Origin of the sequence: Celeribacter sp., assembly GCF_048270365.1 — a bacterium.
Taxonomy (GTDB): domain Bacteria; phylum Pseudomonadota; class Alphaproteobacteria; order Rhodobacterales; family Rhodobacteraceae; genus Celeribacter.
This window is the reverse complement of sequence record NZ_JBLWTA010000024.1, coordinates 21,141-41,289: the sequence shown is the minus strand read 5'-3', so window position 1 is coordinate 41,289 and position 20,149 is coordinate 21,141. Positions and strand designations below refer to the sequence as shown.

The window sequence follows — 20,149 nt, the reverse complement described above, 5'->3', positions numbered from 1 at the left end:
TATTACAAGCCAGTCTCAGGTAGGGATCCTCTGTTGCTGTTCGAGAGACCTGCAGCCGGACATCGAACACAACCGAGTTCTAAAACCTGTTGATACCTCAGAGTGTTGAGCGTTTAGGGCCCCAATCCGCCGATTGTGAAACCGCCACAAAAGAAAAAGGCGGCATCCGGGAGGAGGTGGATGCCGCCGATTATTCTGGATCAGCTCAGGGAGGAGGAGGAGGAGGAACTGATCACATGACTTAAGATAGGGGGCATGTTGCATCTGCACAATAGCTGCCCTATGTTATTTCTGCATTGCAGCATTGACGGAACATCAAGCTTGCTAAGGCCGCGCTGTAAATCCTGCCCGCCGTAGCAGACCGATTTGCCTATGGGCGGGCCTGAGCCATATCGGAATTTGTCGACTGTTTCGGCTCATGATCAGGCACCGCACGTCGCGCCTCCGGCAAACAGTCCAGCTCGTAGTCGCCGACTAACCCCCAGCAGGCATCGACCTCTTCGCCGTCCTGCTCAATCACATAGCCATAGACCCGCCCGTCGAGATAGGCGTCGTAGCTGACGATTTCACCGCGCAGGATGTCTTCAGCTTTCTCGCGCAACGCCTTGGTGACGCGCTTCACATCGAACTCCTGCCGAACCGCCTCAAGCAACACATAGGCGTAACCGACCTGGCCGGAATCCCATGGACAATGGAACCCAATGGTGTTCATTGCGAGCCCAGAATGGTCATAGAGAAACACGGGCAAAAGGATTGCCTTGCGATCGGCGCGTTCGCGCAGCTGGTCCATCGAGAGATCGCTTTGGTCTGAGACGCCCGCGAGATCGCGCAGGAACGCCTCGGGGCTGTTGAAGGGGTGACTGTCACCCAGCCGGTATCGGCGGTGCCAGCAAATCAGTGTGCCGAGGTTGGACCACTCCCGTGGGCTTTCCGCGTCTGGATCGTGGTAGATTTTGATAGTGTGGCCCTGGTGGAGCTCCTCATAGGCGGGGTCATGCATGTCGATTTTCTTTCTTGAAACGAAAGATCCGCCAGGCCGGTTAGGGCATAGGCGGGTCGATAGGGACGAGGTCAGATGGCAGGTATGCTGGCCGCCCGGAGAGATCAGGCGGCGGCGCGGTTCTGGCGATGCTGGATGTGCTCGACCGAGACCTTGAGAAGCCAATCCTCAAACCCGAGAATGGTCTGGTGACCCGCAACCGCCTCGATCCAAGCCGCGCGCGGATCGCTGCCGATCTGCGTCAGATCGTTGTCGATCCGGCCGTTGGCCATCCACGGTTCCGGTTGGATGCGGCCGAGCCAGTCCGCAAGCGACGGGATGCGTCCCTGGCAATCCTCGCGCACATGCTGTTCACCGATCCAGCGGATCGGGACGACCCGGCCCGCGCTGTTGGTCAGGCTGCGCCCAAGCAACCGCTCAGCCTCGAATATCCCGAGCGTATGGTGCCGATGTGCTCTGTGGGTGAAAAGCGCGAGGTGTTCCTTGGATGAGTCAAACCACTCATGCACGAACTGATAGTCATTTGGAACACCACCGAATTTTCGGGCCGAGCTTTCGGCATGGTGAAGGGGATGCGCCATGTCAGAGCCCCTCGTGTTCGGTGGTGTTGGTCTCGATATAGCGGTTCGAGTGGCTGACATCGATCTTGTCCGCCTCGAGCGCCCAGGTCAGTTCGCCATAGCCACCTTCGTTGTTCTCGAAGCCAGGGCTCAGCGCATACGCGAAGTCCCAGCCGAAATCTTCAACCCGGCGCCGCAACTCGTCCGTCAGGGTGACCGTGTCAGGGGCCACGACGACATCCTCGACATTGCCGGAATCGCCGTAGCCTTCGTACTGCACCTCGATGCCGGTTACGCCGAGAGCTCGCAGCTCGGCGAGAAGTGCCGCGCGGTTTTCGACCCGCTGTTCGGCTGCACGTTGCTGGGCTTCCAGCATCTGCGCGTAGAAATCATTCACTTGTGTCATGTCGTTGATCCTTTGGAATTGAGGGAAGGGGAGGGCGACCGTTGCATCAGGTCGCCCAGGAGGTTTCCTGCGGGGGGCTTCAGGCCGCGGCGTCGCCGCGTTTCTCAGCCGTCCGGTCAACTAGGTTGAAATAGAGGTTTTCGGTCGCGCGCTTGAACCCGGGCGGTTTGCGCGGGGCGAGGCATCGCACGGAAGCGCTGCAGCTCTCACCGTGCTCCATGGCGAACTGCGTCACCTTGTCGATGAGGTCATCCATGCCAGCGGCCTGGATGCGCTTTTCGGGGTAGCTCGCCATCATCTGGAACTGGGTGACGGCGAAGGCGCCATCACGATGCGCGGGGTAGAGGGTGATCTGGTAGTCGAGTGTTTTGGCCATCTCTGGTCTCCTGCGGCGGGCGGAACGCGACAATCGCGCCCCTTGGAAACCCGCCAGCGTGAAAGGACCGCCCTTTGTGCAAGGACGGTCCGGGGCGGTGTTGTGGGAACGGGGTCGTCAGTATTCCGACGGCAGAAGCAGGGTCAGAACCCGGCGCGTCTGTTCGGGGTCGGAAGGTTCAGGCGAGCCAAATTGATAGTCGGTGTCGTATAAATCGACCCTGAACCAGACCGTCGTGCCATCCAGATCGATCACACCCATCTCGTGCCAGCCTTGGGGGTCGCTGTCGGCAGTGAACCCGTCGAAAGCGGCGACGCGGCGGGTCAATTCCAACTGCGCTTCGGGCCCAAGCGCCGCGACGCCACGTGTCATCACGAACTGGCCCTGCGGGGCATCGGTGACAGGTGTGTTGCCGAGGACCGAGTGACGAAACGCATCGTTCTGCGCGGCGATCAGTACGGCTTTCCGAACGGGATCGAGATCGAGTGTGGTGGTCATGGGGTGTCTCCGGGACAGGCCAGCCGATCCGATATCAGCTGTAGGCAACCCGTCAGTCGGAAAGGGCCGCCCTCGACGTGAGGACGGCCCATGGCTCATGTCATGATCAGATCGGTCTTCGCCGCGTCAGGCCGCATCCTCGCTGAGAAAGGCAGGCAAGGACGACGGTTCATCGCTCTCGGCGTCGGCCAGAGCGTTTGCGGCGGGCACGTGGCCTTCCGCGGCCGCGTGCGCATCGTTACCCATGTCGGCACTGGCCTCTGTCGCGCCGACAAACACCATCCCGTCGGGCAGCCAGCGCGTCGTCCTGGCAACCGTCGCCGCGTCGAAACCTTCCGTCTCGCCGGCTATTTCCGCGAAAGCCCGCGCCATCGCCGCCGCGATATCGCCCTTGCGCTCGCGGTTGCGATCCTCGGCGTAGTCATCGCCGATCAGCTTGCGCGCCGTGGCCACAGCATGGCCCTTGTTGACCCGCCCCCAGTAGTTCTGCGCGGTCGGGCGCCAGCAGGCGGCCACATCGACATCAAGCCGCGCGCCGATCTCCTCGATGATCGGGGAAGGTCGATTGTCGGTGCTGAGCTGCGGCTTGACAGCCAGACCCGTCGCCCAAGCGAAGAGCGCCTGCTTGTCCGCCACAGGCAGTGCCGACATCGTCCGGAAGTCCTCTGGTTTCTCCAGCGTCATCCAGTCGGTTGCAAGATCCTGTTCCAGCGCGTCAAGCATCTTCTGGGCGACGGTGTCCGCATGCAGCACCTCACTACTCGAGGCCTGAAAAGGCCGGATCGAGATGTCGAGCGCCTCGCTGTTGTAGGACCGTCCCAGAGCTTGCTCGCAAAGCGCATAGAGCATCGCATCGAACGCCACCTCGAAATCCGCCGCCAGATGCGCCCTGAGGATGTGCTGGCGGGTGGTCCGGAGATCATCCGCCAAGCTCGCCGAAATCCCGTCCGCCTTGCGCAACGTCGCGGCCGGGTCGGAGGTCGGCACCGGCGACGATGAGGTCGGCGGCGTCACCTGCGGACGGGCAGGGGAGGGGGTGCCATCCACATCCGCGGAGACTTCGTCAGGTTCCGGCGCGGCGGGAATATCCTCTGGCCGCACCAGTCCTTTTTCGACGCGCAGCGTCCCGTCATGGCCGATGGTCAGAACCACACCGGCGATTGCGCGATCTTCATCAGCATAGGGTTGCCGCTCGCGCTGCAAGGCCTCGATCTCGCGCAGGCGCGGCTCGATGGCGTAATATTCTTCCGTCTCCGCATCCGTCCAGTCCTCACCGTCATTCTGCGCCGCCAATTCTTCCTCGCGTTCAATCAGGCGGGTCTCTTCGGCGAGGAGGTCCGGATCGGGTTCGATGTCCAGCGGATAGACCCGCCCGAAACTACGAAACGCACCGTAATCCACCGAGAGATGCACCTCGACCCATTTCCACGCCGCCTCGAAGGGTTTTGCCGCGGATTGCAGCTTCTCGATCGCGAGGCGTTCCAGGAGGTCGGGGTTTTCCATATGGGCGCGGGCATGATCATCGAAGAGATCGCGCAGCAGAACGCCGCCCGCCACCTCATACGCCTCGATGCCGACAAAGCGCCCGAGGGCCGAGCTCGCCGAATGGGCGGTCTCGGTCAAATGGCGTTTGATGCTTTGCGGGTGGATGTGGTAGCCGCCCTTCACTGCATTCCAGGCCGCCAACTGGCGATCGTGGTCGTCGGTCAGCGTAAACGCCATCACGCATTCAAGCATCAGATCGCCCGCGCGGAACTGCTCAATGATCTCCGGCGCGACACGGGCGAGTTTGAGGCGGCGGCGAACCAAGTCAACCGAGACACCGAATTTCAGCGCGATATCGTTTTCGCTGCGACCCTCGGCGATCATCGCCTCAAAAGCCTCGAACTGGTCGGCTGGGTGCATTGCCGCGCGCTGGAGATTTTCCGTGGCTGAGGTGAGAACAGCGTTGCGCTCGTCCTCGACGAGGCAGGGCACGGGATGATCCGCGGGGATGATACCCTCATCGGCGAGTTGCTTCAGCGCCTTGAGGCGGCGCCCACCCGCATCGACAGCGAAACGTGTCTCAGTCAGCGCATGAACCACCAGGTTCTGCTTAATGCCGGTCTCGCGAATGCTGGCAAGGAGTTCGGCGTCATCGCTCACGCTGGCCGCAACCTTGCGCACGTTGAGCGGACTCGGCTCCAGTTGGTCGAGCGGGATCATCCGGATGTCGGCGGCGCCGTCAGGCGCGGTCGATCCGGAGGCTTCGGTCTTCTTCGCGGTGGCGGGTTTCGGGCGGGTCGAGGTCTTGGCCATAGGTTCGGTCCTTGTTGCGCCGGACCCGGATGAGTCTCTCTCTATCCTTTCAAGCCCGGCACCCGGGCTTCCCTTTCTCTGGCTCTTTCTGGCACGAACCGCCGCCGACAAATTATTTACATAATAAACCTTATGCGTATTCTTATGTCCGTCGGGGCACTCCCCTTGCGTTAGCCTCAAACAACATGTCATTATCTTAAGTTGACCAGCCCAACATAAGTACTGGAAGATCTATGCTAACATCGATCGCAGACGTTGACCTCCGACTACTAAGAGTTTTCGAAACCGTTACAAGATGCGGCGGCTTCGCTGCTGCGCAGTCTGCTCTCAACGTCTCTCAGGCAAATATTTCGATGCAAATGAAGCAGTTGGAAGAACGCTTGGGGGTTGTACTTTGCCATCGAGGACGCTCTGGTTTTTGGCTGACGGAGGAAGGCAAAGCCGTGCTGGACGCCTGCCATGTCTTGTTCCGGTCGATCGACGAGTTCCGCGCCGTTGTCTCCGCCACGGCGGGGACGGTATCGGGACGTCTCCATCTGAGCATCGTCGACAACTCCATTTTCAATGAAAACTTTAGCCTTGCCTCGGCTATTCACAACTTCAAGGAGCAGAGTCCCAATTCAGAGATTGTTATCAATGTCGCGGCAACGAACGATGTCGAGCAAATGGTCCTCGATGGCTCGTGCGATCTTGGAGTGGGGTTCTTTCCCGCACGACGCCAGGGCCTAACCTACCACTCCCTCTACACCTCGGGCATGAACCTCTACTGCGGCGACCGAAGTCCATTGTTTGATCGGGCTCCAAATGAACTGGCACTCGAAGACGTGTTGGCAGAAGAACACGCCGCCCGCGCCTATGTCTCGAATGCACAGTTACCACATTTCGAGAAAAAACTGTCGGTCGGCGCGTCGGCGGCCAATATCGAAGGCCTGATGATGTTAATTTTGTCCGGCAAGTACACGGCATACCTGCCCTCGCATTACGCCGAGAACTGGACCCGATCCGACCGGATTAGACCGCTCCTTCCGGATCAGCTAGGGTATAAATGTTTGTACGAAGTGGCAACAAAACCAAAACGCAACCAAAGCGAACTTCTCGAGATGTTCATGGAAACCCTTTTAGGGGTACACGAACCTGTTGCGTCGGTCGATTATCGCATCGGGTCTGATCTGTCGATTTGAATACATTGCTTAAGTAAATACTGATGCTGACTTAAGTTTTTGGGGATTTTTTTGAACAAAAGGTTCCGCCATTTTCCCTGAGATACCGCGATCAAGACGGTGCAAGGGAGAACTATGGACCTAGCAATTTCAGCAACCTTAAACGGGCTCACCCTGATCAGCATACTCATGCTGGTCGGTATGGGGCTGGCGATCATTTACGGCCTCATGGGAATAATAAACATGTCCCACGGAGACTTCATCACGATTGGAGCGTTCTCACTGGCGCTTATCCAAGGTCTTGGTGGAAGCTTCTGGTTGGCGCTTGCGCTCGCTCCTCTCATTGGCGCGGCTTTTGGTCTGATGATCGAAAAATCCATTGTCCAGTTCCTATATAGACGACCGTTGGCGACAATCATGGCGACATGGGGTCTTTCGCTCATCATTCAGCAATCGTTGCAGTTGATTTTCGGGGCAGCCCCACAGCGGGTCTCCACGCCAATTACCGCCAGTATCGACATTCTGGGTGCGCCCTATCCCGTTTATCGCCTCGTGCTCATTGTCATCGCAGCCACTATCGTTATGGCGACGCATTTCGTGATGCAGCGCACAAGATTTGGGCTCGAATTGCGGACAGTCATCCAAAACCCCGAAATGGCAGACGCACTTGGCATAGACACAAGCCGCGTCTATGCTATCGCCTTTTCTCTCGCCACGGGGCTGTCAGCCGTCGCCGGTGTCCTACTCGCACCTCTGACAGCGGTAATCGCGCAAATGGGCGTAAACTATCTCGCCAGATCCTTCTTTGTCGTGATCGTCGGCGGGGCGGGTAGCGTTCCCGGCGTGATAGCGGGATCCAGCTTTGTTGGCGGCCTGGAAACAGCATTCAACTACGTCATGCCTGCGACGATGTCTCAAGCACTTGTGCTCGTCCTGGCCATCATTCTGGTCCGTTTTCGGCCCAGCGGTATCGTTTCGAGGTAACCCGCCATGACACCCACAACACATTACCGAACACTCTGGCGTCTAGCTATCCTAGCTGCACTCATCGCCGCTTATTGCGCGCCGCTATTTGTCGGCCTCTATTCGGCCTCTCTAGTTCGTGACGCTATGCTGATAGGCCTCATGGCACTCGGTCTCGACTTTCTTTGGGGCAAGACGGGTATCCTCAGTTTTGGACATGCCACGTTTTTCGGCGCGGGCGCGTATGGCGCAGCCATCATCTCGACCCAATTAGGGCTGAACCCCGCCGCAGGTGCATGGATCGGCCTCGCCGGAGGTGTCATCTTGGCAGCCTTAGTCGCGCTAGTCGTCGGCTATTTTCTGATCTTTGGGGGCGTGCGCGGCTCTTATTTCACGATTGTCACGCTGGCCTTGGGTGTTATTTCACAACACGTCATCCTGACTTGGTCAAATGTGACCGGCGGCGACTCCGGACTGCTCGGAATCCCGCCATTGCTTTTCCCAACCGCGCACGGCATGCGCGCCCTCGGACCACTGGCGCAATACTGGTTCCTCATTTCGGTCGTTATCGCGACCACCGCTGCGGTTTGGCTGATCTGTCGTGGGCGCTACGGATCGCTGCTGAGCGCTATCGAGGACGACGAAAGGCGTGCGCAGGCTCTCGGGTTCAACACCTCCGCACATCTTTTGATCGTCTTTGTCGGTTCCGCTGCAATCGCAGGATTGGGCGGTGCTCTATATGCCTCCGCTGTGGGCGTGGTAGCGACCGACAGCATCAACCTCGTTCTCTCTACACAGGCGATCATCTTCGTCGCCATTGGCGGACGTGGTACGCTTGTTGGCCCCGTTTGCGCGGCAGTCGCCGTGATCTGGTTCGAACAGCAAGTATCATCGATCAACGTACAACTCTGGCCGTTGCTCATGGGGGCCCTCTTTATCCTAACTGTCTTTTTGCTGCCTGAGGGAGTGCTAAAGGGGGCCGAAACCCTGTTCGCCCGTCTAACACGACAGAAAGGGGAACAAAAATGAGCGTGCTTCTAGAAGCAACTGGTCTGGGCAAGACTTTCGGGGGTGTGACCGCCGCGCGGGACGTATCCATCGGGATCGACGAAAAGCAGATCATCTGTGTCATCGGCGCCAACGGCGCGGGCAAAAGCACTTTGTTCAACATGCTGTGCGGCGCCCTTCGCCCCGATGTGGGGCAGGTGATCTTTGACGGGCAATCGCTCGTCGGCCTGTCTTTGCATCAATTCGCCCGCAAGGGGATCGCGCGTAAGTTCCAGGTGCCGAGCGTTTTCGGCTCCCTCAGCGTGCGTCAAAACCTCGAACTCTCATGCCGAGATAGAGGCAAGGCCCGGACACTCAAGGCCCGCACCAACGACATGTTGGAACGGATCGAACTGACACGGCTGCAGAATGACCAGGCCGGCCTTCTCGCCCATGGGCAAAAGCAATGGCTCGAAATTGGTATGGCTCTGATGTCCAGCCCGAGATTGCTGCTCCTCGATGAACCTACTGCAGGCATGACTCCCGAAGAAACCAAGAAAACGGCGGACCTAATTCTGTCGATGTCCAATGAAACGGCTGTCATGGCCATCGAACACGATATGGGGTTCGTACGGGCCCTCGGTTGCCACACATACGTAATGCATCAGGGTGAAATCATCGTTGAGGGCAACTTCAAGGATGTCGAGAGCAACGCGCTCGTGCGCGATGTTTATTTGGGGAAGGCGTAGAATGCTAAGTGTATCAGGTCTCAAGGCCGGCTACGGGAATCTGCCCGTAATCCACGATGTTTCTTTCGAGATTTCGAAGGGCGAAACACTCGTCCTGATCGGGCGCAATGGTGTGGGCAAGACGACGTTGCTCAAGGCATTGATGGGCATCATCACGCCGACCGAAGGTCACGTACAGGTGAACGGGGCAGATCTGACAGCCCTACCGCCAAACAAACACGCGCACGCGGGCGTAGCATACGTGCCGCAAGGGCGCGGAATTTTTGGCAATCTGAGCGTGGAGGAAAACCTCAAGACAGGTCTGAGGGCCCGGCGCGATGGCAGCACGCAGATCCCAGAAGATATTCTGGATCGCTTCCCCATCCTCAAAGATCGGATGCGGCAGAAAGCGGGAACGTTTTCAGGTGGGCAACAGCAGATCCTTGCACTTGCTCGTGCGTTATGCGGGGCACCTGATATCTTACTTCTCGACGAACCCTCCGAAGGTATCCAACCCTCCATCGTGCAAGACATCGGGCGCTTGTTGAAATCGATCAACAAAGAACTCGGCATCACGGTCCTGTTGGTCGAACAAAATCTCGAACTCGCAAGCCGTGCGGCGACCCGCTGCCTGGTGATGAGCAAAGGTCAGATCGCGCAGTCATTGAGCGCCGCCGATCTGAAGGACGAACAAAAGGTATTCGAGGCGCTCGCAACTTAACAAATCACCAACAAGGAGAACCACATGAAGTCGAATAACAAAAACAAACCCGCGTCCACCATGTCGCGACGGGCGATGCTGCACGGTGGCGCGGGCGCAATTGTTGGCGCAAGCCTGCTGGGTGCGCCGTCGATTCTGCGCGCGGCAGGGAATGACGAGATCAAGATCGGGTTCCACTCGGCACTGACCGGATTGGAAACTCTTCTCGGCGAAACCCAGGTGAACTGCTTCCAGATGGCCGTTGACGAGATCAACGCCGCCGGAGGGGCTGCAGGTCGCGAGATCGAAGTGCTGATTGAGGACAATCAGACCACGACCCGCGGAGCTATCGACAAGACTCGCAAGTTCATCCTGCAGGACGAGGTCGATGTCATTATTGGCATGATCACCAGCCTCGAACGTACCGCCGCGCTGAGCGTCTCGGCGCCAGCCAAGAAGCTTGTAATCTACCCGACCTACTACGAAGGCGGCGAATGCGAGCGTTACCTTGCCTGCACCGGCCAGATCCCGAACCAGTCCATCGATCCTTTCGTGCCTTGGATTGCGGACAACGTGGGAAAATCGGTCTATATCCTCGGGTCCGACTACGGCTGGCCTCAGGAGACCGCCAAGGCGATCGCCGCGGCATTCGAGGCCACCGGCGGTACCGTTCTCGGCACCGAGTTCTTTCCCTTCGGGACTCAGGATTTTGGCCCCGCGCTAGACCGCATCCGCCAGGCCAAGCCAGACGTTGTGTGGGAACTCTTTGCAGGGGCCGACGCGCTAACATTCATCAAACAGTTTGCATCTTACAAACCTGGCGGTCAGCTTTTGACCAACGGCTTGGACGAACTGTTCACGACGGCTGTGGATGGCTCGGACGTTGAGGGCATCATCGTGAACCAGTCGTACTTCTCGTCTCTGAAGTCGCCCACGAGCGACACTTTCCTCGCCAACTATCGCGCGCATTTCGGGGCGGACACATTTGTCAACGCGATTGCCGAGGCAACCTATGTGGCGACAAAGCTATACGCGCAGGCGGTGGACAAGGCCGGAACGGCGGAAACCGAGGCTGTCATCGACGCAATGGCGGGTCTCGAACTGGACGCCCCGCAGGGCAAGGTAACATTTGACGGCACCACGAACCATCTCGCGACCCACTCGATCATCGGACGGTGCCGCAATGATGGTCAGTTCGACATCATCGAGGACTTCGGCGCCGTTGCGCCCCGTGTCGATGGCTGCAAACTGACCTGACCCTCCCTAACTCCCCCGCCTTCTGAACGGGAGGCGGGGCAATTTCTTCAAGCAACGCGCCGGATGCACGCCTGCGCGAACGGGTGACTCATGACAGACATCAACCGCGGTTCGGGTCCGGACGGGCTGGGACATACTTCGAGCATCGCACGCCGGACGCGTGGATATATGGCAAGGGTCGACAGGCTCAATTCCAATATTCATGCCTTTACCGCGGTCGACCGTTCCCGCGCCCTCAAAACCGCCAGAGATCTGGACGCACTGCCCGCAGACCGGCGCGGCGGCCTCCATGGCATGGTTGTGGCTATTAAAGACAATATCGACACCAAGAATTGCCGTTGCTGCGCTGGTATTCCCGGCTTCCAAGATCGCATCGCGACTGAAGACGCTCAGGTGGTCGCGCGCCTGCGCGCTGAGGACGCTGTCATCCTTGGCGTCACCGCCACCGATAGCGGTGCATTCGGTGTCACCACTCCCGAAGTCATCAACCCCACCCGACCCGACCACATCGTAGGCGGCTCAAGTGGCGGCTCCGCCGCTGCGATCGCAGCGGATTTTTGCGACCTGGCGATTGGAACCGACACGGGCGGCAGCGTTCGCATTCCTGCGGCTTGCTGCGGTATTTACGGCTTCAAACCGACTATTGGAACCATTCCGACGGACGGCATCCGCCCGCTGTCACCCCGCTTCGATCACATCGGGTTTCTAGCGCGATCCATCCCATGCATTGAGCGCACTCTTGCCGTGTTCGGACTCATCGCGCCCACGCCAGCTGAAACCCGACCGGCCAGAATTGGCGTTCCTTGGTCCAGTCTCGCGTGCATCGAGCCCGACATTTCCGACGCAATGGATCGCACTTGTAGAAGCCTGCGGGCGGCGGGTCACAACCTCAGCGAGGTCGCCTTCCCCGATTTCGACGATGTACTGGCCTTTCATCTCAACCTGAGCCTCGCAGATGCCGTTTCGACCTATGAGGCGCGTGATGATCTGACCAGCGACGATCTTCCTGAAATCATGCAGAAAAGTCTTGAGATCGGAAGTCGTGTGTCGACATCAGACCTTATAGCTGCCGAAACCAGACGACGCGCCTATCTGGAGGCGCTGGACGTATTGTTCTCTCAGGTCGATTTTCTGCTCCTGCCGACACTGCCCTGCCTTGTTCCAGAGCGAAGCGACGATTCCGCACTGGTTAACGGAGAACCCGCTTCAATCCTTGCCGCTCTGATCCGCTTCACTGCGCCCTTCAACCAGTCAGGGCACCCAGCCCTGTCCTTTCCTGATCCAACCTGCAGAGAAGGTTTTCCGCAGGGGTTGCAACTAGTTGGCCGGCGCAATGAGGATTCCAGTCTTCTAGCTCTCGTCCGTGAAATTACCCCCAAAATCCACCCCGTGGACCACCACGGCCTTTCTAACAAACCGAGGATCTGCGATGAGTAAGCCAACGAACCCGAAACAAACTGCGTTTTACTGGGACGAGGCATGCTTTTGGCATGGGGGCGGGAATTACGCGATGGTGGTGCCGGTTGGCGGGCTGGTGCAGCCTCTGGTTGCCGGCGGCCTGCCCGAAGCGCCAGAAACCAAGCGCCGACTGAAAAACCTAATCGACGCGACGAGGCTTTCGTCCGAACTGACGATGCTGAGCCCACCTCGTGCAACCGCAGAAGACCTCGCCCGGGTACATCCGCAGGACTATCTCGACACTTTCAAAGCACTGTCTGACCAAGGTGGCGGGGAGCTTGGCCTGCGTACCCCATTCGGACTAGGCGGCTTTGAAATTGCTGCGCAATCAGCCGGGCTTGTGAAACAGGCGGTCATGGATGTGGCGGCGGGGCACTTTCGCAATGCCTATGCGCTCACCCGCCCGCCGGGGCACCACTGCCTCCCGGACTGGCCTAACGGGTTCTGCTTGCTGGCCAATATCGCCATTGCCATTGAGGCCGCGAAAGCGGCGGGGCTTGTGGGCCGCGTGGCGGTGCTCGATTGGGACGTCCACCACGGAAACGGCACCGAGCATATCTTTTACCAGCGAGATGACGTCCTAACGATCTCGATTCATCAGGACCGCTGCTACCCGCATGACAGCGGCGCGGTCTCCGACCAAGGTGAGGGCAAGGGGCGCGGCTTCAATGTCAACATCCCCCTTCCCGCAGGGAGCGGCCATCAGACCTATCTCGAGGCGATGGAACAGATCGTTCTGCCGAAGCTTCGCGCTTTCGCGCCAGATATGATCGTGATCGCCTGTGGCTTTGACGCCTCTGCGATTGACCCCATCGCAAGGATGCTCTGCGGTTCGCATACCTTCCGCGACATGACGCGCATGGTGATGGAGGCCTGCGAGAAAGTCGTTGCGGCCCATGAAGGCGGATATTCCGAGCTTCACGTCCCCTTCTGCGGCCATGCCGTTCTCGAAGAACTCTCGGGCAGTATCACGCGTGCACCAGATCCGATCCACTCGCGCATCATCGTTCAACAGCCCGATGCGCGCGTCCAATCCCTTCAGTCAGACATCGTCCGCGATCTCGCAGCGGCTTTGCTCTGATCACCATCATATCAGGAAGACTACAATGAAGAACACTGAGATTTCCGCCCGCCGCGACACCGCCATTTCGCGTGGGGTTGGCATGCAGACGCAAATTTATGTGGCCCGTGCCTCTGGGTCCGAGGTGTGGGACGTCGAAGGCAATCGCTATATCGACTTTGCCGCAGGCATTGCGGTGGTCAACACGGGCCATTGCCACCCGCGGGTGATGGAGGCGGTTCGCGCGCAGACCGAGGCGTTCACCCATACCTGCCACCAGGTCCTTCCTTACGAGACTTACATCCGGTTAGCCGAGCGTTTGAACGACCGAGTGCCGGGCGATTTTGCCAAGAAGACGGTGTTCGTGACCACCGGGGCCGAAGCTGTCGAGAACGCGATCAAGATCGCGCGCGCCGCGACGGGCCGCCCAGCGGTCATTGCCTTTGGCGGCGGCTTTCACGGGCGGACCTTCATGGGCATGAGCCTGACGGGCAAGGTCGCGCCCTACAAGCAGAATTTCGGCGCGATGATGCCCGATGTCTATCACGTCCCCTTCCCGGTCGAGATGCACGGCACCACAACCGAGGACGCACTGGCGGGGATCGGGAAACTCTTCAAGACCGATCTCGACCCCGGTCGCGTGGCGGCAATCATCCTTGAGCCGGTACAGGGCGAAGGCGGCTTCTATCCCGCGCCCACCGATCTCATGAGCGGACTGCGTACGCTTTGCGACACCCACGGCATCCTGCTGATCGCGGACGAAATCCAGACGGGCTTCGCGCGCACGGGCCATCTCTTCGCCATGGAGGGTTACGATGTCGCGCCCGACCTAACGACGATGGCCAAGGGCTTGGCGGGCGGTCTGCCGCTGGCCGCTGTCACGGGCCGCGCCGAGATCATGGACGCTGCCCAGCCGGGCGGGCTTGGGGGCACTTACGGGGGCAACCCCTTGGGAATGCCGCAGCCCATGCTGTGCTTGATGTGATCGAAGACGAGGATCTCTGCGCACGGGCCAACGCCCTCGGTTCGCGCCTTAAACAACGCCTAAATGAGATCCGCACGCGCGTGCCCGAGATGGTCGATGTGCGCGGCCCCGGCTTTATGATCGCCGCCGAATTCAATGCCGCCGACGGCAAGGCGCCCAACCCCGAGTTGACCAATACAATCCGCGCCGAAGCGCTCAAGCGCGGGCTCGTGCTGCTGACCTGCGGGGTCTATGGCAACGTGATCCGCTTCCTCGCGCCGCTGACGATCCCCGATGCGGTCTTTGCCGAGGCGCTCGACATTCTCGAGGCCTCCATCGACTCCGTGAAAGGGTAGCTCAAATGATGGACCTGAAGCTGAAAGATCCCTCACTTCTGGAAACCCGCGCCTATTTGGGCGGCGTCTGGACCCAAGGCGAGGTGACTTTTGATGTGACCGATCCCGCGACGGGTGACCTTTTGGCGCAGGTGGCAGATCTTGATGTGGCGGCCACGACGCGCGCCATTGATGCAGCCTATGCGGCAGGGCCGGACTGGGCCGCGATGACGGGCAAGGAACGCTCCGCGATCCTGCGCCGCTGGAACAATCTTCTGATCGAGAACGCCGACGACCTTGCCACGCTCCTGACCGCCGAAATGGGCAAGCCCTGGGCCGAAGCACGCGGAGAAATCCTCTATGGTGCGTCCTTCATCGAATGGTTCGCGGAAGAGGCCAAACGGATTTATGGCGACGTGATCCCCGGCCACCAGCGCGACAAGCGGATCATGGTGCTGAAACTACCCGTGGGCGTTGTCGGCTCGATCACGCCGTGGAATTTCCCCAACGCGATGATCGCGCGCAAGGTCGGCCCCGCTTTGGCGGCGGGTTGCACCTTTGTGGCGCGCCCTGCCGAGCTGACGCCCTTGTCGGCGCTGGCCATGGCTGTTCTTGCGGAGCGTGCGGGCATCCCGGCAGGAGTGTTCAACGTCATCCCGTCGTCCGACAGCTCGGGCGTGGGCAAGGAACTCTGCGCCAATCCTAAGGTGCGTAAGATCACCTTTACCGGCTCAACCCGCGTCGGCCGCATCCTGATGGAGCAATGCGCCCCCACCATCAAGAAGATGTCGCTGGAACTGGGCAGCAACGCGCCCTTCATCGTGTTCGACGACGCCGATCTCGACGCGGGGGTCGAGGGCGCGATGATCGCCAAGTTCCGCAACAACGGCCAGACCTGCGTCTGCGCCAACCGGATCTATGTGCAGGCGGGCGTCTACGATGCCTTCGCCGAAAAGCTGAAGGCGAAGGTGTGCGGGCTGGCGGTCGGCAACGGGCTCGACGCAGGGGTCACTACCGGCCCGATGATCAACGAGGCCGCCGTGGAAAAGGTCGAGGCCCATATCGCCGACGCCGTCTCGCAGGGCGCCGAAGTGACGACCGGCGGCACACGGTCCAACCTGGGCGGCACGTTCTTTGCGCCCACGGTGCTGCGCGGCGTGACCAACAAGATGCTGGTGTGCCGCGAGGAAACCTTCGGCCCGCTCGCAGCGCTGGTGCGGTTCGAGACCGAAGCCGAGGTCATCGACATGGCCAATGACAGCGAGTTCGGCCTTGCGTCCTACTTCTACAGCCGCGACATCGCGCGGATCTGGCGCGTGGCCGAGGCGCTCGAGTCCGGCATGGTCGGCGTGAATACCGGCCTGATCTCGACCGAAGTCGCCCCCTTCGGCGGCATCAAGCAATCCGGCCTCGGCCGCGAGGGCTCCAAATATGGCATCGAAGACTTCCTCGAAATTAAGAACGTATGCTTTGGCGGGATTTCCTGATCCGGCCAAACCTTGGGACGGTACCCTTCCCGCCATCGTCCCCGCCCCCCCTTCCCGCTCAGATTGGAGCCCCAGAAATTGACCTCCGGCCATTCTTTCGTCGATGACGTCAACCAGATGTTCTCCGATACCCTGGCACGCATTCCAGACTACAAAATCAACCGCGTCGATGATCTGCTGCCATGGGAAACCACACCGTAGGGCAGTCAGACCGGACGCTTACCGAGTGACGCGAGTACATGGCGAAAAGAAAGACAGGCTGGCCTTTCCAGGACGGGTTTCTGAACGATGGTGTGCAGGAGGTTCACCTTTTCACCGATTACCGTTGGAATGATGGCTCGATGAGCCGCCGCTGGCATGTCGAGCCTGAAGACTTTGAAGCAGACCTTGCCATCATGCGCCCGTTTTCTCTGACGCCCAGTGATAACTCAGATCAGTAGGACAACCACCCCGAGTGGCCGATATTGCCCTCGTAGTCTCTGTACTCGATCATGATGCTGTGGGAATCGAAGTGCTGCCAGCCCCCACAGCGCTCTGGGCGACCACCCACCGGCCCCAGAAACCATCACACAGATGGACCAAAGGCCGATCATGCACTAACAATCAAACTGGACCACTCAAGTGAAGCTGATCAACGCTTCGCCCGAGTCTTTCTCTTTTCATGGTACTGAAGGAATTATCAGCGACGGAGTATTCGTGGATGTCAAATATCCTGCAACACACTCTCGAAATTGCTCAACCGCCGCTCGTTCATTTCCGTTGGCAATCAAGACAGCCATCGTGCTGAGCTTCTCGAGACACATTTCATCGAAGTTTTGAGCGAGTTCTTCGAAATGATGATCCTGAAGAGCCCAAGTCAGATTAAAGACGAAGGATGAAACAAACTGATTGCCAAGGCAATCCGCCAACTGACGGAAAGAACTTAGAACCAAAGTAGTAGGATCTGAATAGAGGCTATTCTCAGCCAAATCCCGCTCGATCCACGGCGACAAGTCTGCCCGTTGGCGCGCCAAACTACGCACAACCGATTCAAGCATTCCTATCATAGCCTCAAACTGCTCGAGATAGGAAACCGACGAAACCTTCGCCCCGTTCATCCATCCAATCATTTCTCGATCAACTATCTTCCACATAGGTCGTGGAAGGACCTCGGTTCCGCGCCGACGCTTTGGAGCAACGACAGATAGGGTTGCAAGAATCTTTATTGCTTCGCGCACAGCCGTTCGGCTGACCCCAAGGCGCACCTCAAGTTCGGTCTCCTTCGGAAGGTAGCCATCTGAGCCCCACACACCCTCAAGAATAGCCTGGAGTATCCTTTCAGCAGCCCTCTCGCTTAGTCCTTTCGGTGACTTTTCCAGCAAAAAACCGTCATCACGATCTCTTTCGCCAAACTCGCGACTGGTGCCGGTTTGAACGGGAATTGGGTCTGGTCGCCGGTAAACTGTCACAATGTGAAGCTTTCGCTTGATGGTTTTGGTCTTGGTAGTCCATACATCATATGTATAGGAGGGTCAAATCATGAAAAAAGCTCCGGTGGATACCCACATTAGAAATGTCCTGTGCTTCGGAGATTCAAATACTTGGGCCTGTGAACCCTTCAAGCATATTGCCTCGACCCCGACACGACTAAAGAAGTCAGATCGGTGGACACGCATCATGGCGCAGCAATCCAGCTTTGACGTGGATGTCATCGAGGACGGCCTGAGCGCCCGCACGACGGTGTTTGATGACCCCGTCGAAGGGCCTCACAAGAATGGCTCTCGCCTGCTCATTGCCAGCATAGAGACGCATGCACCGCTTGATATCGTTGTCCTTATGCTCGGCACAAACGACTTCAAGCTTCAATTCGGAGCCAATGCGTTTATGTCAGCTCGGGGGATGTTGACGCTAATCCAGCAAATCAAAGGCTATTATGCGTTGGCCGAAGGCGGCCCCGAAGTCCTGATCGTCGCCCCGCCGATGATTATGCCGATAGCCGAAAAGGCCTATTGGGGCGACGCGGCGGAGAGGTGCCAAGGACACGCCGAGTATCTGGCGCAGGTGGCCGACCGAACGGGATGTTTTTTCTTTGACAGCAATAGCGTCGCATCTGCGGGCCGCGACGGGGTGCACTTGTCGGTCGAAGGGCATCACGCTCTCGGCAGGGCCTTAGGTAAGGTGATCTCAGAAATTCTGGAAATCCGTTCCATGTGACGCTGACACTGGCTGAAACAAAAACTCATGCCTATCGCCTTTACATCATACGTATGATGTATTAACAATCCTCGTCAACTGCGATAGGAAGGGCTCTCTGCAGTAAATCGGAGGAGAAATCATGAACAATACTACAGGCCGTTCCCGGCCCGCTTTGCCGCATCCAAACCGCAGGGGTTTCTTGCTGGGGAGTATGGGGGCGCTCGTCGGCACAGGTATCATTGCAGCACCCGGCGCGATAGCGCAGGCAGCAAGCGGCACTGACACCCTTTACGTCGGGATGGCGCGCGACTTTGCGACATTTGATCCTGCGGTAGCGGTCACATCGACCAATATCGCAACCAATCTACTTGTCTTCGAACGCCTCTACGAAACCTCGTTCGCAGACCGGCAAACACGGCCGATGCTGGCCCTTGGCGATCCCGAGCGCGTGTCCGACACGCTTTATCGGGTGGCCTATCGCACCGACAGTGTGTTTCACACTGGGCGGTCGGTGACAGGTGACGACGTAGTCTTTTCGATCAACCGCTTGGTCGACGAGGAAAACAGTTATTTCTATCGGCAGTTCATTCCCTTCATCAAGGAAGCACGGCTCATTGAAGAGGGCCTTATCGAATTGGAACTGACCTATCCCACTGACATTCTGAAAGACCGCCTCGCTGTCGTTGGAATTGTTCCAAAGGAATTGGTCGAAGCCGATCCCGAAGCTTTCGGTGCCGCACCAGTCGGAAGCGGGCCGTTCCGCTTTGTTTCTGCTGCCGCAAACGACCGGGTCGTTCTTGAGCGCTTCAACGAATACATTGGCGAAACACCGGGGCTGGTCAACTCTATCGAGCTCAGGATCATAATGGACTCTTCAAGCCGGGCGATCGCTTTGACCACCGGGGAAGTCTCTCTTATCGAAGAACCGTCCGATCTCGATTTACTGAACCTTGAAGCGTCGCCGGAAATTGAAACGGCTTTCCGTCCGGGTTTTCTGGCTTCGTTCATCATGTTCAACTGCTCCAAGGCCCCATTTGACGACAAACGCGTGCGGCAGGCTCTCATGTACGCGATTGACCGAGAAGAGCTCGTGGACGTCGCCCTATTTGGGAATGGCAATGTCGCCAAAGCGCTCATTCCCGAGCATCATCCGTCCTACCGTGAACCGGAAACCGTCTATACCTATGATCCGGAACGCGCCCGTTCACTTCTAGCTGAGGCTGGCTATCCCGAAGGGCTGGTGTTGGACGGACGACAGCTCATGGCACAGGTATTCACGACCGTTTGGAACGAGGCAGCCGCCAATCTCATCATCTCTAAGTGGCGTGATATCGGCATCGATTTCTCGCAGAACGTTGGTGGCGAAGCGATCTATTCCAATGTCGTGGACGGAAGCTACGACGTTCTGATCGCGCTGACCGACCAGTCTTACTTCGGTTGGGATGGCCCGCTTCTTTATGGGTGGTTCCATGGACCGTTCTGGTCTGAACAGCTCAATCACTTCGAGGGCGAGGCCGCGGAACGCCTGCATGAGCTGCTGACAGAAAGCCTGCGCGCGGGCGTGGACCGCCCCGCCATTCTGGCAGAAATGCAGTCCATCATTCTCGAAGAAATGCCCATGAGCATCCTGTTCCACCGCGCGGTGCCGACGGCCTGGAGGCCCGACGAAATCGAGGGCGTGGCTCCCCTCGAAACAGCATCTCTCGATGTTCGTCTCGTGGCAAAGAAGTAAGGGGG

The 20,149-nt window shown here is 58.7% G+C and carries 19 protein-coding genes and 1 pseudogene; 13 read left to right on the top strand and 7 right to left on the bottom strand.

Annotated features, from left to right (window positions below):
* Positions 1 to 370: 370 nt before the first annotated feature.
* The 6 genes from ACN0X0_RS19735 to ACN0X0_RS19710 form a co-directional block, all read right to left on the bottom strand.
* On the bottom strand, positions 371 to 1,000 hold the full coding sequence (locus ACN0X0_RS19735) for a hypothetical protein (RefSeq protein WP_417280592.1): 630 nt from the start codon (positions 998 to 1,000) through the stop codon (positions 371 to 373).
* 104 nt (positions 1,001 to 1,104) lie between these two features.
* Positions 1,105 to 1,581, bottom strand: a complete 477-nt coding sequence (locus tag ACN0X0_RS19730) for a DUF6915 family protein (RefSeq protein ID WP_417280591.1) — start codon at positions 1,579 to 1,581, stop codon at positions 1,105 to 1,107.
* 1 nt (position 1,582) lies between these two features.
* Entirely contained in the window at positions 1,583 to 1,966 is a 384-nt protein-coding gene (locus ACN0X0_RS19725; RefSeq protein WP_417280590.1) for a DUF6878 family protein, read from the bottom strand.
* Between the two features lie 79 nt (positions 1,967 to 2,045).
* Entirely contained in the window at positions 2,046 to 2,342 is a 297-nt protein-coding gene (locus ACN0X0_RS19720; RefSeq protein WP_417280589.1) for a hypothetical protein, read from the bottom strand.
* A 117-nt stretch (positions 2,343 to 2,459) separates the two neighbouring features.
* On the bottom strand, positions 2,460 to 2,840 hold the full coding sequence (locus ACN0X0_RS19715; RefSeq protein WP_417280588.1) for a DUF3768 domain-containing protein: 381 nt from the start codon (positions 2,838 to 2,840) through the stop codon (positions 2,460 to 2,462).
* Positions 2,841 to 2,966: 126 nt separating this feature from the next.
* Entirely contained in the window at positions 2,967 to 5,138 is a 2,172-nt protein-coding gene (locus tag ACN0X0_RS19710) for a ParB/RepB/Spo0J family partition protein (RefSeq protein ID WP_417280587.1), read from the bottom strand.
* 233 nt (positions 5,139 to 5,371) lie between these two features.
* Here ACN0X0_RS19710 and ACN0X0_RS19705 point away from each other — a divergent pair, with 233 nt between their 5' ends.
* The 11 genes and pseudogenes from ACN0X0_RS19705 (at position 5,372) to ACN0X0_RS19655 (ending at position 16,677) form a co-directional block, all read left to right on the top strand.
* Positions 5,372 to 6,319, top strand: a complete 948-nt coding sequence (locus ACN0X0_RS19705) for a LysR family transcriptional regulator (protein ID WP_417280586.1) — start codon at positions 5,372 to 5,374, stop codon at positions 6,317 to 6,319.
* 114 nt (positions 6,320 to 6,433) lie between these two features.
* Positions 6,434 to 7,282, top strand: a complete 849-nt coding sequence (locus ACN0X0_RS19700; RefSeq protein WP_417280585.1) for a branched-chain amino acid ABC transporter permease — start codon at positions 6,434 to 6,436, stop codon at positions 7,280 to 7,282.
* Positions 7,283 to 7,288: 6 nt separating this feature from the next.
* Positions 7,289 to 8,290, top strand: coding sequence for a branched-chain amino acid ABC transporter permease (locus ACN0X0_RS19695; protein ID WP_417280584.1), 1,002 nt, complete (start codon positions 7,289 to 7,291; stop codon positions 8,288 to 8,290).
* On the top strand, positions 8,287 to 8,997 hold the full coding sequence (locus ACN0X0_RS19690; RefSeq protein WP_417280583.1) for an ATP-binding cassette domain-containing protein: 711 nt from the start codon (positions 8,287 to 8,289) through the stop codon (positions 8,995 to 8,997). The genes ACN0X0_RS19695 and ACN0X0_RS19690 overlap by 4 nt, the downstream gene beginning before the upstream one ends.
* A 1-nt stretch (position 8,998) precedes the next feature.
* Positions 8,999 to 9,697 (top strand): ABC transporter ATP-binding protein, encoded by a 699-nt coding sequence (locus ACN0X0_RS19685; RefSeq protein WP_417280582.1) that lies wholly within the window; start codon positions 8,999 to 9,001, stop codon positions 9,695 to 9,697.
* A gap of 24 nt (positions 9,698 to 9,721) precedes the next feature.
* Complete coding sequence (locus tag ACN0X0_RS19680; RefSeq protein ID WP_417280581.1) at positions 9,722 to 10,933, top strand: substrate-binding protein; 1,212 nt, start codon at positions 9,722 to 9,724, stop codon at positions 10,931 to 10,933.
* 90 nt (positions 10,934 to 11,023) lie between these two features.
* A complete protein-coding gene (locus tag ACN0X0_RS19675; protein WP_417280580.1) occupies positions 11,024 to 12,370 on the top strand; it encodes an amidase in 1,347 nt (448 codons plus the stop codon).
* Positions 12,363 to 13,472, top strand: a complete 1,110-nt coding sequence (locus ACN0X0_RS19670; protein ID WP_417280579.1) for a class II histone deacetylase — start codon at positions 12,363 to 12,365, stop codon at positions 13,470 to 13,472. Before ACN0X0_RS19675 ends, ACN0X0_RS19670 begins: the two co-directional genes overlap by 8 nt.
* A 25-nt stretch (positions 13,473 to 13,497) precedes the next feature.
* Positions 13,498 to 14,771, top strand: a pseudogene (locus ACN0X0_RS19665) (4-aminobutyrate--2-oxoglutarate transaminase).
* A 5-nt stretch (positions 14,772 to 14,776) separates the two neighbouring features.
* Entirely contained in the window at positions 14,777 to 16,237 is a 1,461-nt protein-coding gene (locus ACN0X0_RS19660; RefSeq protein WP_417280578.1) for an NAD-dependent succinate-semialdehyde dehydrogenase, read from the top strand.
* A gap of 239 nt (positions 16,238 to 16,476) precedes the next feature.
* Complete coding sequence (locus tag ACN0X0_RS19655) at positions 16,477 to 16,677, top strand: hypothetical protein (RefSeq protein WP_417280577.1); 201 nt, start codon at positions 16,477 to 16,479, stop codon at positions 16,675 to 16,677.
* Between the two features lie 219 nt (positions 16,678 to 16,896).
* Here the strand turns inward: ACN0X0_RS19655 and ACN0X0_RS19650 are convergent, their stop codons facing one another.
* Entirely contained in the window at positions 16,897 to 17,685 is a 789-nt protein-coding gene (locus ACN0X0_RS19650) for a FadR/GntR family transcriptional regulator (protein WP_417280576.1), read from the bottom strand.
* A 70-nt stretch (positions 17,686 to 17,755) separates the two neighbouring features.
* Here ACN0X0_RS19650 and ACN0X0_RS19645 point away from each other — a divergent pair, with 70 nt between their 5' ends.
* Both ACN0X0_RS19645 and ACN0X0_RS19640 read left to right on the top strand, forming a co-directional pair.
* On the top strand, positions 17,756 to 18,430 hold the full coding sequence (locus ACN0X0_RS19645; RefSeq protein ID WP_417280575.1) for a GDSL-type esterase/lipase family protein: 675 nt from the start codon (positions 17,756 to 17,758) through the stop codon (positions 18,428 to 18,430).
* Between the two features lie 121 nt (positions 18,431 to 18,551).
* A complete protein-coding gene (locus ACN0X0_RS19640; RefSeq protein ID WP_417280574.1) occupies positions 18,552 to 20,144 on the top strand; it encodes an ABC transporter substrate-binding protein in 1,593 nt (530 codons plus the stop codon).
* The last annotated feature ends 5 nt before the right edge of the window (positions 20,145 to 20,149 follow it).